Source organism: Variovorax sp., assembly GCF_035634955.1.
Classification (GTDB): domain Bacteria; phylum Pseudomonadota; class Gammaproteobacteria; order Burkholderiales; family Burkholderiaceae_C; genus Variovorax.
The window spans coordinates 59,232-73,527 of sequence record NZ_DASQBZ010000027.1 but is presented as its reverse complement, the minus strand read 5'-3'; the positions used below and the strand labels follow the sequence as shown (position 1 = coordinate 73,527).

Genomic DNA, 14,296 nt, shown 5'->3' with positions numbered 1-14,296 from the left:
CGAAGCGGGCAGTCAGGGAAGCATCTGAGGCCTCGTATGTAGCGTTGACACGCCGCTGAACTGGGTCTCAAATCCGCCCCCGACACCGTCCTGTGTGCGCTTCACGAAGGGTGCCAGCTCAACTGGAGGAGGCTGTATGCGCAACGCCAGCTACGGGGAGACAACGAGCCTTTTTCCTCTGCTTGCAGCCGGGGCGTTTTGGGGCTGGTCGGGCAGCTGGGCTCAGTGCGTCAATCCCATAGCAAGCAGTTGTACGGTAGCGCCCGCGACGACCATCACGGCGACAACGGCCAACCCCATCGCACTGGACGTTCGAGCGGGTGGAGACGCCACAGCCAATAACGACTCCATCAATCTCACGAACCCGAGTACAGGCGCCATCAGCGTGACAGCCGGTGGACGAGCGACGTTCAACGCCAGCACCGTGCAGACGACCGCCTTGGGTGCGCAGGCGGCGAATCAGTTCGGCTTCCGCGTCTCCGGGGTCGGAAGCCTGTTGACCTCCGCAGGCTCGAGCGTCCGTCTGCAGCCGACCAATACCGCCGTGGCGGGAGGGCTTACCGGCGCCTTGGTAAGCGACCAAGGCACGGCGCAACTGACGGGAGCGACGGTCCTGGTCAATGGCAACGGCAACGCGACGGGCATTCGTGGCGTGGTCGCGACCGGTACGGGCAGCAGCGTGCAGTTCTCCGGCGGCTCTATCACCACGGCCTCGCGGGGCGCCGTCGCAGTGCAAGCAGAGGCCGGCGGCCTGATAACGCTCGACGCAGGGGCAACGGTCTCGACAAGTGGGGCTCAGACGACGACCTTGCCAACGTTGGCCGGACACGGCCTGTACGCCGTCGACGCGGGCAGCCGAATCGTCGGCACCGGAATATCGGTCACGGCTGCTGCGACCTTGGCCAATGCTGCACGCGCAGAAAGCGGCGCCTCCATCCAGTTGACCAACAGCACTCTGAACGGGACTGGAGCCGGCAACGCGGCGAACGCGAGCGGTGGCATCCGGGTGCTCTCCGGCTCCACTGGCAATCTCGTCGGAACAACTTCCACGGGCGGCGACGTCAACTTCGCGCATGCGGCATCTGTGGAGGACGCTGGGTCCCGGCTCGACGCATCCGCCGGCAGTGCATTCAGGGCAACGGGCCCTCGCTCAAACGGACTGCTTGTCGGAAATGGCGGATTGGCCGTCTTCCAGGATACGAGCATCTCTTCGGAGAAATCCAACGCGGTCCAGGCAACCGGGCCCGTTTCGCGCGTCGAGCTTACGAACACGACGGTGCAATCGTCGGCTGCCACCGGCGCGGGTGTTCGTGTCGAGCTGGGTTCCACCATGTCGCTGACCGGCGGTTCGGCCACGACGCTCGGCGTGAATGGCCCTTCCCTGTACGTCGCGGGCGCGTCGGCAACGGCCAACGGCACGGCATTCGTCACCAGCGGCAGCGGTAATGCGATGGGTGTCCTCGCTGACCTGAACGCCAACGTTCAATTGACGAATGGCTCGGTGGCGACTTCGGGAAACGATGACGGACAAGCTCGCCGTGCGATTGCTCTCGTCGCGCGCAATCCGGGTGCCGTTCTGACCGCCACGGGCACGACCGTAAGTACCACCGGCACGGAGGCGATGGGCGTCAACGCCGATGATGGGGGCAGTGTCGTGCTGAGCGGCACGCGCATCACGACGCAGGAACGCACAGCGTTGGGCATGTTTGCCGTCGTCGAGCAAAACGGACCTCAATTTCCGGCGAGCATCACTGGCACTGGGGTCAATGTCGAGACCTTTGGTCTGAACGCCTGGGGCGTTGCCGCACAACAGAGCTATCAAGCGCCTGCGACGATTTCGCTGGCGCAGGCTGCAGTGACCACGCACGGAGACGGCGCGGTGGGCTTGCGGGCAAACTGGGTCGAGTTGTCCGCAGCGATTGCGCCTGCCGGCGGCGCGGCCATCACTGCGACGGACAGCACAGTCACGACCACAGGCAGTTTGGCTCATGGCGCGCTGGCAAGAAAACCGTCCGCCAGCATCGAACTGACCCGCAGCAATATCCAGACGTCAGGGGCGGGCTCGCATGGTGCCGTCGTCATCGACGGCGGCGCGGTGCTTGGGAGCAACTCCGCTGTTAGCGCCACCGGCGACAGCGCGGCCGCCCTGTACGCCATCGGGCTGCCCGGCGTAGAAGGCAGGGCGTCCACTGCAACATTCACGGAAAGCCAACTGACCAACCGCAGCGGGCCGACGATTGGCGTCACGGGCGCTGCCAACATCTCGCTTTCCGGAGCCACCGTAGGGGGCAGCGGCCTGTGGCTTCACGTCGGCCCCGAAGCCGACTTCCCACCTCTGAGTGCCGACCTGCCGCTCACCGGGTCTCCTGACCTGGTAGACGGAACGCCACCGCCGGGCCCCGACACGACAGTCATCGCAAAGGCCCAGCCGCGACTGCAGGCGCCGGGAGCAACGGCCGACGCGGCAAACCTTGCGCTTTCCAGTTCCACCGTCAACGGCGCGGCCACGACGGCCGCCGGTGCAACGTCGAACGTCACGCTCACCAACGGGACGACATGGAATCTCACAGGCAACTCGAATCTCACCAACCTCAGCAGCGCAGCCAGCCAGATTCTGTTCTCAGCGCCTGTTGCCGGAACGTTCAAGACACTGACAGTGGCGAATTACAACGGTGGAGCGGGCAGCGTCATCGGATTGAACACGTACCTCGGTGTCGATGGCTCGCCTTCGGACAGGCTCATCATCAACGGCGGCGCAGCGACGGGCAATAGTGGATTGAAGTTCACCAACGCGGGAGGCCCAGGCGCGGCGACTTCGAGCAATGGCATCCTGGTTGTGGACACGACCGCCGGCGGCACTACCGCGGGCACGGCCTTCTCGATGGTCGGTCGCACCGTGCAGGGCCCCTACGAATATCAGCTCTTCAGAGGGTCTGCCGACGGCACCAATGCGCAGGCTTGGTACCTCAGGTCGCAACAGCCGGCGCCCCCGCCTGGTCCTCCCGATCCGCCTGTTGACCCGCCGCCTCCCGCGCCCCCGACGCCCCCCGTCCCGCCCGCGCCGCCTGCGCCGCCTGCGCCGCCCGCGCCGCTATATCGGCCGGAGGTCGGGGCGTACTTGTCCAATCAGCGGCAGGCCGCAGCCATGTTCCTTCACAGCCTGCACGACCGCCTCGGAGAGCCACAGTGGGTCGAAACGCAATCCTTTGACAAGCCTGATGACAAGCGGCGCTCGGGTTGGTTGCGCATCGTGGGCAAAGACACGGACGCCGGCAGCAAGGATGGCAACTTCGATGTGGACACGCGGAGCTGGCTCATCCAGGGCGGGGGGGATGTCGCTCAATGGTCAGTCTTCAAGGACAAGGATACAAGCCCGCCGGACCGACTGCATCTGGGCCTGATGCTGGGCTATGGCAGCGCCACGAGCGATGCCACGGCATTCGGCAATCCGGCCAAGGCGCAAGGGGAGACCGAGGGATGGAGCGTGGGGGCCTACGGTACCTGGTACCAGAACGACAAGGACCCACAGAAGCTCGGCTGGTACACCGATGTCTGGCTCAACTACGGTTGGTACAAGAACAAGGTCCAGGGCGATGCACTTCCCGAGGTTCGTTACGACTCGCGGGGTTTGGCCGTTTCCGCCGAGACAGGCTATGCGATGCGCGTGCGAGACGACAGTGACTGGATTGTCGAACCCCAAGCGCAGCTCATCTTTGCCAAGGACTGGCAGGACGCTGTGACGGAGCCCAACGGAACTCAGGTGCGCGGTGATGACGGCAGCGGCTGGGTTGGCCGGCTGGGTGTGCGTGTGCACCGGACCTGGGTTCACGAGGACGGTCGTCGAACTCAGCCGTACCTGACGCTCAACTGGTGGCACGACGACACCTCGGACGGCACCACGTTGAACCAGATAGCCTTCCAGCAGCTCTATCCCAGCAACCGCTACGAGGTGAAGCTCGGCGCCAACACGCAGCTGGACAAGGGCTGGAGCGGCTGGGCCAATCTAGGGTACCAGTGGGGTAGCCAGGGATTCCATGGCTACTCGGCTCGCATTGGCGCCAAGAAGACTTGGTAGCCGGCACCTCGCAGTGCCTTGGCGGCGGACCGGTTGGATCCAGTCCATCTGCGTAGCCCGCTTCTGCCGATGCGGCCGCCGTGTCTAGCGCAGTGAGCTCAGGGCCACCGATGGTGGTGTAACCTGCCATTCGGAACTCCCTACAGAGCACAAACTCGTGAGGTCAGAGCGATGATTGGCGTACAAAAGAACGCGTGTCGGTGTCTGATGGTCAGCGCAGCACTGCTGCCCTTTGGACCTGCCATCGGCCAGGAGGGCTACCAGTTCAAGGGCGGCTTCCCGACGCCGGCCACGGTGAGGAAGGCATATGACGATGCGGACCTGACGCGTGCCATCCAAACCTACAAGTTCTTCTATCCATCGGTGTCGATTGCTGCCACCTGGGACGGGAATGAGAAGGCTGGCCTGGTGCCCAACAAGACCGCCATGCTTTTGATGGGAAGTCCCTATCAGACCGTGTTCACCCCGAACTCGGATACTCCCTACGCCGGTATCAATGTGGACCTGTCCAACGGCCCGATGGTGGTGGAGTTGCCTCCTGGCCCGCTCATCTGCGTGGTCAACGATATGAACCAGCGATGGGTGATGGACATGGGTCTCCCAGGGCCCGATGAGGGGAAGGGTGGCAAGCACTTGATTCTCCCTCCCGGGTACAAGGGTGATGTGCCGGCTGGCTACTTTGTGGCGACTGCCACGTCCAACCGGGCCCTCATGTTGATGCGCGTCATTCCCGCGAATGGCGACGTGGACGGGGCCATCGCGAGGCTCAAGACCATCAAGTTCTATCCGCTCAACCGGCCGGCCGACTGGCCTGAACTCGCCTGGGCGCCCATCGGCGACCGACCGGGCGAGTTCACGCCGGGGCCGTGGGAGAACAACATCGGTTACTGGAAGCGCTTGCATCAATTGATCGATGCAGAGCCGCCATATGAAGCCTATCGAATGAACTACGGGGAACTTGCGGCTCTGGGCATCGAGAAAGGCAAGCAGTTCGAGCCGGATGCGCGTATGAAAGCCATTCTCGAGAAGGCCGCTCGCATCGCCAATGCTCAGATGCGAGTGCAGTCGTTCGCCGACCGCCGGCCAGACCGCGTCATGTGGCCGGACAGAAAGTGGGAGTGGGCGACGCTGAGGCCCGAGAACGGCACGTTCGACCTGCCCACATACAAAGACCTGGACGCTCGCGCGAAGTGGTTCTACCAAGCGCAAATCGAGTCGCCCGCGATGTTCCGGCGCACGGCAGCTGCCGGGTCGCTCTACTAGCTTGGTACACGAGACGCGTCCGGAGCCTACCTGGACGGAGCCAAGACGTACAAGCTCACGGTGCCCCTGCCGGTGCCGGGCAAGCTCTTTTGGTCGGTCACCCTTTACGACCCGCACACTCGTAGCGAATTGCTCACTGACCAGGGAAAGGCAGCACTGCGCTCGATGGTCGAACTCAAGGACGCTGGGGGTAGTTCCGTCGACCTGTACTTCGGCCCTAAACCTCCCCCCGGACAAGAGGCTCGCTGGCTCAAGACCACTCCCGGCAAAGGCTGGTTCACGTACTTCCGTATCTACGGCCCTGAGCAAGCGGCCTTCGATGGAAGCTGGAAGCCAGCAGACTTCGAACTGGTTCGGTAGTTTCGCCTTTCACCGCTGCTGACAACGCGCGGAACACTGTTGTGCGTCGGGAATGACCGCTTTGTCCGACCCGCTTGGAGGCCGCTCAGGGCGCATTCCCGCCATCACCCAACCCCGCCCCCGCCCGCTCCAGATCGAGCACAGGCCAGCCCCGCTCCAGCGCAAGCGCACGCAGGCGCTCGTCGGGACACACGGCCACCGGATGCGACACCGCTTCGAGCAACGGCAGGTCGCCGATCGAGTCGGAATAGAACCAGGATTCCTCGAAGTCGGCCAGGTCGCACGCCGACTCGCGCAGCCACTGCCGCACGCGGCTGACCTTGTGCTGGCGGTAGCAGGGCTCGCCGTCGATCTCGCCGGTGTAGGGCGCGTCCTCCACGCCATCGACGGTGGCGGTGCGGGTGGAGATGAGCGTGTCGATGCCCAGCACGCGCGCCATCGGCTGCGCGATCAACCCCGTGGTTGCGGTGACCAGCGCGCACAGGTCGCCGCGCGCCTGGTGCTTTTCGACCAGGGCGCGGCTCGCGGCCGGGATGCGCGGCGCCATGCGCCGCTCGAATTCGGCCTGCCACTGCGCGACGAGTTGGCGCGGATGCCGCAGCAGGGGTTGCATGGTGCTGCGATGCATCGCATGGATGTCCAGCGTGCCGGCGATGTACAGATGGCAGTAGGCCAGGTACTGCGGCTCGGCCTCGGGCGGCAGCACGCCGCGCTCGATGAGGAACTGCGTCCAGGCCATGCCGCTGTCGAACGGGATCAGCGTCAGGTCGAGGTCGAACAGGGCCAGGCGACGGTGCTTCATGGCTGGCCTGGCACGATGAGCTCGCCGCGCCCGTCGGCGGCCAGGTCGCCCAGGTGCCGCTGGATCGTCCTGCCCGGCAGCGATGCGAACACGCCGCCGTGGCGTGCCAGGTCCCGCGCCAGCAGCTGCCAGAACACATCGGCGGCCCCCAGCGCCGGCACGAAGGTGGCGGGAATCTCGGCCGCCCCGGCGCCGGCGGCCAGCACGATGCTGCCGCGCCGCATGCCAAAGCCGGCATGCGCGCCGACGCGTCCGCCGACCGCGACGGTGCCGGCCACCAGGCGCGACGCGAGAAAGTCGCCCGCATCCCCGTGCACGATGGCGCTGCCGCGTCGCATGCGGTCCGCGAAGCGGGCACCGGCGCTGCCCCGCACGACGAACGTGCCGCCGCGCATGCCGTCCATGCTGCCCGGCAGCGCGCCGGCGGCAAAGTCGCCGACGTTGCCCTGCACCGTGAAAGTCCCGCCCGCCATCTCGCACGCCGCGAGCAGCCCGGCGTCGCCCTGCACGCGCAGTTGGCCGGCGCGCATGCCCTCACCAGCGTGGTGGCCCACGCCGCCTTCGACGAGCATGCGTCCGCCGTCGAGCCCGCAGCCGACGCGGTCGAAGCGCGACAGGTCGCCCTCGAAGGTCAGCGTGCCGTCTTCCGTCCCCGGCGCCAGCCTGAAGAACTCGCCCAGTTCCAGCCGGGCGTTGCCGTAGCCGACCGGCAGCCGCTCGACCTGCGCCGCCGCCAGCCCGCGCAGGGCCGCAGGCGTGATCCCGCGCAGGTCGACCCGCAATGCGGGCGCGGCCTTGAGCACGAGGCGCCAGCCGCTCACGAAACACCCCCCGCGCCGCGCGCTGCGGCGTCCGCCTTGCGGGCGGCCCGGCGGCTCACGCCCCGCCCTCCCCCAGCAACCGGTGCAGGTGAAAGTGGAAGGGCCCGAGCTTGCCGCCGTAGTTGCCCGCCGAGATGCGCACCAGCCCCTTGCCAGCGCCCAGCGCAATGCCCGCCTCCAGGCCGGCGCGCATTGCCGCGCCCACGTCGGCCTCGGCCAGGCCGTCGATGACGATCTCCATCACGCAGCGCGTCGCGGTCGTGAGTTCGCTCGCGCCCACCAGGCCGAACAGGCCGGGGCAGAACGCGTCGTTGGTCGACGCGCCGAGCGCGGCGTACTTGCTGCCCACCTTGGACCCCGACCGCACCACGCCACCCGGAAACGGAAGGATCACGTTCGGCAGCGCCTGCATCGCGGCCACCGCGGCTTCGGCCACCGACAGCGCGCTGTCGGCATCGGTGCACAGGAACAGCAGGTTGCCGCCCCCCACGCCCTTGACCACCGCGGTGGTTTCCTGCGCGACGAACTCGCCATCCATGACCGGCACGCGCCAGTAGCGCACGCCGTCGATCATCTTCGAAACCTGCCAGCCGTCGCCGAAGAAGCGCAGGTTCCTGCCCAGCGCAATGGCCTCGCCCTCGGCGATGCCGGCGTAGACCGCGGTGGTCGGGCAGGTCAGCACGCACTGGCCGACGCGCCGCTCCACCTGCTTGGCCAGTTCCTTGCCCGACATGGCGAACAGCAGCAGGCTCAGCCCGGGGCGGCCGTCCGGGGTCTCGGCGGGGTCGAGCACGCGCTCGATGCCGGCCTCGCAGCCGCAGCCGATCACCGAGGTCGCCAGGCCGGTCGCGCTCACGGCCGCATGGCGCGCCCAGGTCGCGTTGCGGGCGGTCACGAGGATGCGCGTGGCCTTCATCGGGAAGGCCTCGGCGAAGGTGTCGTCGATCTGCACCCCGTTGCGCACGAGCGCCGCGGTCATGGTGCCGCACGCCCGTCGGGGAAGCACGCCGCCGGCAGCAGGCGCCCGCCGTTGCAGCAGCGGCACAACTCGTCATGGCCGATCGCGATGTGATCGAAGTTCACCGAGCCGTGCGCTGCAAGGTGGGCACGCAGCCGCTTCTCGATGCCGCGGTCGTAGTCGGGCTCGACGAAATGCGTGCCGCCCACCGGCGTGGCGACCACGCGTCCGCCGCGCGCGACGAGCGTGCCGTCCTTGAACACGTACTCGGGCACCTGGAACATGGCCTCGCGGTCGGCATGCTCGCGGTAGACGGCGATGTCCGCCGCGGCGCCCACGCCCAGGTGGCCGCGATCGGGCAGGCCCAGCAGCCGCGCCGGCGCGGCGCGCGTCATGATGGCGATCTCGTGCAGGCTCAGTTCGCGCGTGATCGAGCGCAGCGCACAGTTGGCCGCCACCTCCGGGTGCAGCCTGGCCAGCTGTTCCTCGCGGAAGGCGCGGTCCATCAGCAGCCGGATCAAGTGCGGGTAGCTGGTGAACGGGCCGCCGTTGGGATGATCGGTGGTCAGCACCACACGCCAGGGGTCGCGCACGAGCAGGAACAGCTCCAGCCCGATCACCCACTGCAACGCATTCACGTAGCTCTGCTCGCGGTAGCGGAACGGCACGACGCCGCAGCCGGCCTCGCATTCGAGGTCGGCGCCGACCCACTTGCGCGGCGAACCGAAGCCGGCCTGCGCATGCTGGCGCATGGTGTCACCCGATGCCGTGACGGTCTGGCCGAAGATGATCTGGCCCACGTCGATGCTGATGGCCGGGTTGGCATTGACCGCCTCGGCCAGCTCCAGCGCGGCCGACGAGAACTTCCTCGGGCCGTCCGTGCCGTAGGCATGGAACTGCACGTGGGTCAGGTGCGCCGGCAGCCCTTCCAGCGCCCGGATCGTCTCCAGCGTCGAGGCGATGTTGCCGGCCACGCCCAGGTTGCTGCCGTGGATGTGCAGCGGATGCGGCACGCCCAGTTCGCGCAGCGCGCGCGCCAGCGTGTGCACCACCTGGCGCGGCGTCACCTGCCAGTGCACGTGCCGCTCGTCGACGTCGAGCTTGCGCTGGTTGAACTTGAAGGCCGAGATGCCCGCCGGATTGACCACCTTCACGCCCATCGCCCGCGTCGCGCGCAGGGTCCAGCCCATGTAGTCGCGGATGGCCTCGAAGTTGCCACCCGCCGCCCCGCCCTCGGCAAGAAGCTGCAGGAAGAACTCGTCGTTGCCCAGCATCACGTAGGCGCCGTGGTCCAGGATCGGCGTGTCGCCCATCTCCATGTGGGCGTGGCGCGCGTTGCTCGCCACCATCGCCGGCTCGAACGCTGCGGTGTAGCCCATCTGCGCATAGCGGTGGCCGGTGTCCAGCGTGCCGGGGACGCAGCCGCCGCACTGCGCGTCGCCGCGGTGCGATTCGGGCATGAGCAGGCGCGCCAGGTTGACCTTGCCGCCGCCGATGTGCGTGTGCAGGTCGATGCCGCCGGCCATCACCACGCAGCCGCTGGCGTCGATCGTCTCGTCCACCGGCGCGCGCGGGTCGAGCGAGACGATGCGCCCGTCCTGCACGCACAGGTCGCGCACGCCGTCCGCGGGACCGGCCGGGTCGATGACGAGGCCACCGGCCAGTCGCATGCTGCTCATGGCGCAGCCTTCGCGCGCAGGGCCTGCACGCGCCGGGCCAGTGCGTCCAGCACTGCCGCCAGCTCCGGCAGCGTGTCGCGGTAGACCGGCACCAGCGGCAGCACCGCCCCGCCATCGGCGCGGAACAGGTGGCCCGCCGAGCCGATGCCCGGCGTCGACACCGGGACGAACACGCTGCCCTCGCGCTGCGCCGACGCCGCCAGCTCCGGATGCCCCAGCACGACGAGCGGCACAGTCGTCGCCGGCGGCGCGCAGTCCGGGTCGAAGCTGGAAACCCACAGCAGGCTGTCGACGGCGTCATCGGCCAGCAGCCGCGCGGTGCCCAGGCACGCCGGATCGTGCTCGCGCCCGGCGGGTCCGGCACGCGAGCGCAGCGGCAGGCCCGAAAGCCAGGTGAACACGGCGTTGACCGTGCCCGCGCCGTTGCCGCCGCCCAGCCACATGGCGGCGGCGCGCGTGCTTGCGTTGAGCGTGCCGACGATGCGGTGGACCGCCTCGACCACCAGCGCGCCATGCGCCGGCAGCCTGGCCGACTGGCCGACCAGCACGGCGTAGCGCGCGGCCTGCAGCCGCCCGGCCAGCGCATCGATGGCCGGCGCCGCCGCAGGCACGGTGCGTCCCGCCACCCGGGCGCCCAGCAGCGCCACCGTGTCGAACAGGTCGCCCTGCAGCGCCACGTACTCGGTGGTGAGCGCGCCGCGCGCGGCAAGCGTCGCCAGCGCCGCCTGGTCGCCCGGCGTTCCCCCCAGCAGCACCAGGTGAGTCGCGTCGGGGCTGCCCACGCCGCAGCGCGCCAGCCACTCGGCTGCCTCGCCGGCGGGCAGGCCGTCCACGCAAACGACGAGATCGGCACGGTTGCGCACCTCGGCCAGCGTGGTGCCGTAGCCGCCCCGGTCCTGCAGCGGGCGCAGGGTGTGCATCAGCGCGTCGCCCTGGGCGGCGTCGCAGATGGCGCCCGAACCTTCGGCAAGGCGGTACAACGCCCGCGCGCCCGCCACGTCGGTGCCCAGGCCGCCGAAGAGCGGCTGGCGGCTCGCGGCCAGGATGTCGGCCGCGGCCTCGATCGCTTGCTCCGGCGCAGCCGGTCGGCCGTCGACGAGCGGCGTGGCCGTCGACGGCATGGCGCCGAATCGCGACAAGGCGCGGCGCGCGCCGGCGCATTCGCCCGCGGCCAGCTCCAGCACGCGGCCTGAGGCATCGGCCCGGACCGCCAGCGTGTCGCACAGCAACAGGCAGAACGGCGAGGTCCAGCGCACCGCGCCGTCCTCCGTGGCAAGCAGGGGGTCGCTCATTGCTCCGGCACCGCAAGCGATGTGCCACCTGTTCCCGCCGCGCCAGGCCGCGCGCGCTGCGCGCCGACCCGTCAGAAAAGTGACACTGTGTGGCGCGTGCTGTTGCAGTTCCGGCCTTTGCGGGTCGTGCCGGGTCCAGCCACGCGCCCTGGCGCGCTGGCACGAAACGTGATGCGCCAGCGCCAATGACGCGTTCGATTCATCCGCCGTCCGGGGGCGACGCTGGCCCGGAGCCTGCCGACCGCACGACCCCATCGGCGCCGGCCTGGCGCGGCAGGCCGCCGTCGTGCAAGGCGCTGGCCACCAGCCATGCGCCCGCGCCCGCCCGGCGCGCGGCGTCCAGGTCGGCCGCATTGCGGATGCCGCCGGCACCGACCAGGAACGCGCCCGGCGCGCGGGCCCGCACCTCGGCCAGCGTCTGCAGGTCCGGGCCGGCGCCAGCGCCGACCCGCTCGAGCGTCATCACGATCACGCGTGTGGGCCAGTGCGCGGGTGTGTCCCAGCAGCCGGCCACGTCCAGCCTGCGGCCGTCGCGCCGGTCGAGCGACAGCACGCCGCTTGCGCCCGGCCCCCCGCGGCCGGCGTCGAAGCACTCGGCGAGTGCCTCGCGCGAGGCCAGCGATTCGCTGCCGAAGACCGGCACCCACTGCGCCTCGTCCACGTCGAGTGCGCGCTGCAGCGCGTCGGCCGCGGCGCGGTCCGCAAAGCCGGCGTCGAGCCACAACTCCAGCCCCGGCATGGCCTGCAGCAGCGCGCGCAGCACCGTCACCTGCGCCGGCCGGCCTTGCAGCGCGTCGAGATCGGCCACGTACAGCTGGCGCGTGGCGCAGTGCGCGCACAACGCCCGCGCCACCGTGGCCGGATCGCTGCCGTCGCACAGGCGCGAGACGATGGGCCGGTACGACTGGCGGTCGCCGCGCACGGCACGCACCACCTGCCCGTGCAGGAGGTCGATGACGGGAATGAGCTTCATGTCGGACCAATGAGGAGATCTGCGTGGCAACGATGACCCGAGTCTTCGTGTATGAGTCCCTGAGCGGTGGCGCGGACACGGGTGGCGAGGCGGCCGGAGAACTGCTGGCGATGGGCCAGGCCATGCGCGACGCCGTGGTGGCCGACCTGCTGGCGCTGCAAACCTATCACGTGTCGGTCGCCACCTGCAAGCTGGCGGCGGCACCGGCGCCCCTGGCGCGGCCGGTGACGCCGCACGAAGGCGAATCGGCCGCGCACTTCGTGCGCCGCCAGGCCGGCGCGCACGACCTGGCCTGGGTGATCGCCCCCGAGACCGACGGCCTGCTGGCCGCCCTGCACCCCTGCGTCGAGCCGCGGCGCTGGCTGGGCTGCGACCTGTCCGCCATCGAGGTGGCGACGTCCAAGCACGCCACGCTGGCGGCGCTGGCCGCGGCCGGTATCGCCACCCCGCTGGCGTTCGAGGATTCGCCGGAGGTCGACCGCTGGGTCGTCAAGCCCGACGACGGAGCCGGCGCGCTGGCCACCCGCGTGCATCGCGGGCGCGCGGCCGCCTGGGCCGACTGGCGCGTGCGTGCGGCGGCCGGCGAACACGCCGTGATGGAACCGTGGATCGAAGGCTGCGCGCTCAGCCTGTCGCTGATGTGCGGCCCGCGGCAGGCCAAGCTGCTCTGTGTCAACCAACAGCAGCTGCATGCCGATGCGCAGGGCTGGCTGTCATTTCGCGGCGTGCAGGGGAACGCCGTGCCGCCAGCCGACGCGCGCTTCGGCGCCCTGGCTGCACTGGCGGCGCAGGTGCACGGCGCCATCCCGGGCCTGCGCGGCTTCGTCGGCATCGACCTGGTCTGGCATGCGCGCCTCGGCCCGGTGGTCATCGAGGTGAACCCGCGCGTGACCTGCGCCTACGTCGGCCTGTCCAGCACGCTCGGGCGCAACCTGGCCGCCGACGCGATCGCCTGCCACGACCGGGCCCGCGCCGCGGCGGCAGCCTCCTGCCATGCCTGAAAAGCGCAGCGTCATCGGCTGGGACATCGGCGGCGCGCACGTCAAGGCCTGCCTGGTGCAGGACGGGCAGGTGGTCGACGTGGCGCAATGGGCCTGCCCGCTGTGGCAGGGCCTGGACCGGCTCGAGCCGGTGCTGCAGGCGGCCTGGCAGCGCTGGCGCGCCATGGCCCAGGCACGGCACGCCATCACCATGACCGGCGAGATGGTCGACCTGTTCGCCGACCGCGAACGCGGCGTGCTGGCAATCGCCGACGCATTCGCGCGCGCACTCGAAGGCCCCCTGCGCTTCTTCGCCGGCGACGCCGGCTGGCTGCGCGACACCGAGCTGCCGGCCCATTGGCGCGAGGTGGCCTCCGCCAACTGGCTGGCCACGGCGCGCCATGCGGCGCGCGTGCTGGGCACGGGGTTGCTGGTCGACATCGGCAGCACCACCACCGACCTGGTGGCCCTGCGGGACGGCCGCGTGCCCACCACCAGCCGCACCGACGCGCAGCGCCTGGCCAGCGGCGAGCTGGCCTACCACGGCGTCGTGCGCACGCCGCTGTGCGCGGTGGCGCACCGCATCGACTGGCGCGGGCAGCCGCACAACGTCATGAACGAGTTCTTCGCCACCAGCGCCGACGTCTACCGCCTGACCGGCGAACTCGATCCGGCCCACGATTTGCACCCCGCCGCCGACAACGCAACCAAGGACGAGCCCGCCACGCAGCAGCGCCTGGCCCGCATGATCGGCCTGGACGCGCGCGACGGCACGCGCGCGGATTGGCTGGCCTTCGCACGCACCTGGCGCGCGCTGCAGGTCCGGCTGCTGGCCGGCGAGGCGCGGCGCGTGTTGTCGGCGCAGCCCTTGCCCGGCGACGCCGCCATCGTCTGCGCCGGCTGCGGCGCCTTCCTGGCCGATGCGGTCGCCGCGGGTGCCTTCGGCGACGCGCAGGCACGGCGGCACCTGCGCTACGGCCACGACGTCGCGCAGGCGTCGCCGTCCGCCCTCGCCGGCGTGCGCGACCGGGCCCAGGTGTGCGCGCCCAGCGTGGCCGTGGCCTCGCTCCTGTTCCTGGACGGCTGAGCAGCC

10 protein-coding genes and 1 pseudogene are annotated in these 14,296 nt (G+C 69.7%); 5 read left to right on the top strand and 6 right to left on the bottom strand.

The annotated features are described in order from the left end of the window. The first annotated feature begins 136 nt into the window (after positions 1–136). The 3 genes and pseudogenes from VES41_RS18485 to VES41_RS18475 form a co-directional block, all read left to right on the top strand. Entirely contained in the window at positions 137–4,075 is a 3,939-nt protein-coding gene (locus VES41_RS18485; protein ID WP_324820049.1) for an autotransporter outer membrane beta-barrel domain-containing protein, read from the top strand. 171 nt (positions 4,076–4,246) lie between these two features. Further along, complete coding sequence (locus VES41_RS18480) at positions 4,247–5,338, top strand: DUF1254 domain-containing protein (RefSeq protein WP_324820047.1); 1,092 nt, start codon at positions 4,247–4,249, stop codon at positions 5,336–5,338. Positions 5,339–5,356: 18 nt separating this feature from the next. Next, positions 5,357–5,698, top strand: a pseudogene (locus tag VES41_RS18475) (DUF1214 domain-containing protein); the annotation flags it as partial. An 85-nt stretch (positions 5,699–5,783) separates the two neighbouring features. Here VES41_RS18475 and VES41_RS18470 read toward each other — a convergent pair. From VES41_RS18470 to VES41_RS18445, 6 genes are all read right to left on the bottom strand, one after another. Then, the gene (locus tag VES41_RS18470; protein ID WP_324820045.1) at positions 5,784–6,500 is read right to left on the bottom strand and encodes an HAD family hydrolase; all 717 of its coding nucleotides are present in this window, start codon (positions 6,498–6,500) and stop codon (positions 5,784–5,786) included. Further along, entirely contained in the window at positions 6,497–7,321 is an 825-nt protein-coding gene (locus VES41_RS18465) for a formylmethanofuran dehydrogenase subunit C (RefSeq protein WP_324820043.1), read from the bottom strand. Before VES41_RS18465 ends, VES41_RS18470 begins: the two co-directional genes overlap by 4 nt. A gap of 55 nt (positions 7,322–7,376) precedes the next feature. Beyond that, positions 7,377–8,300 carry a formylmethanofuran--tetrahydromethanopterin N-formyltransferase gene (gene fhcD / locus VES41_RS18460; RefSeq protein WP_324820041.1) on the bottom strand — a complete coding sequence of 308 codons (924 nt, stop codon included), beginning with the start codon at positions 8,298–8,300 and terminating at the stop codon, positions 7,377–7,379. Further along, positions 8,297–9,958 carry a formylmethanofuran dehydrogenase subunit A gene (locus VES41_RS18455; RefSeq protein WP_324820039.1) on the bottom strand — a complete coding sequence of 554 codons (1,662 nt, stop codon included), beginning with the start codon at positions 9,956–9,958 and terminating at the stop codon, positions 8,297–8,299. Before VES41_RS18455 ends, fhcD begins: the two co-directional genes overlap by 4 nt. Next, positions 9,955–11,250, bottom strand: coding sequence for a formylmethanofuran dehydrogenase (locus VES41_RS18450; RefSeq protein ID WP_324820037.1), 1,296 nt, complete (start codon positions 11,248–11,250; stop codon positions 9,955–9,957). Before VES41_RS18450 ends, VES41_RS18455 begins: the two co-directional genes overlap by 4 nt. A 199-nt stretch (positions 11,251–11,449) precedes the next feature. Further along, a complete protein-coding gene (locus VES41_RS18445; RefSeq protein WP_324820035.1) occupies positions 11,450–12,223 on the bottom strand; it encodes a HisA/HisF-related TIM barrel protein in 774 nt (257 codons plus the stop codon). A 32-nt stretch (positions 12,224–12,255) separates the two neighbouring features. Here VES41_RS18445 and VES41_RS18440 point away from each other — a divergent pair, with 32 nt between their 5' ends. Both VES41_RS18440 and VES41_RS18435 read left to right on the top strand, forming a co-directional pair. Next, entirely contained in the window at positions 12,256–13,224 is a 969-nt protein-coding gene (locus tag VES41_RS18440) for an ATP-grasp domain-containing protein (protein WP_324820033.1), read from the top strand. Further along, the gene (locus VES41_RS18435; protein ID WP_324820031.1) at positions 13,217–14,290 is read left to right on the top strand and encodes a hydantoinase/oxoprolinase family protein; all 1,074 of its coding nucleotides are present in this window, start codon (positions 13,217–13,219) and stop codon (positions 14,288–14,290) included. Before VES41_RS18440 ends, VES41_RS18435 begins: the two co-directional genes overlap by 8 nt. The last annotated feature ends 6 nt before the right edge of the window (positions 14,291–14,296 follow it).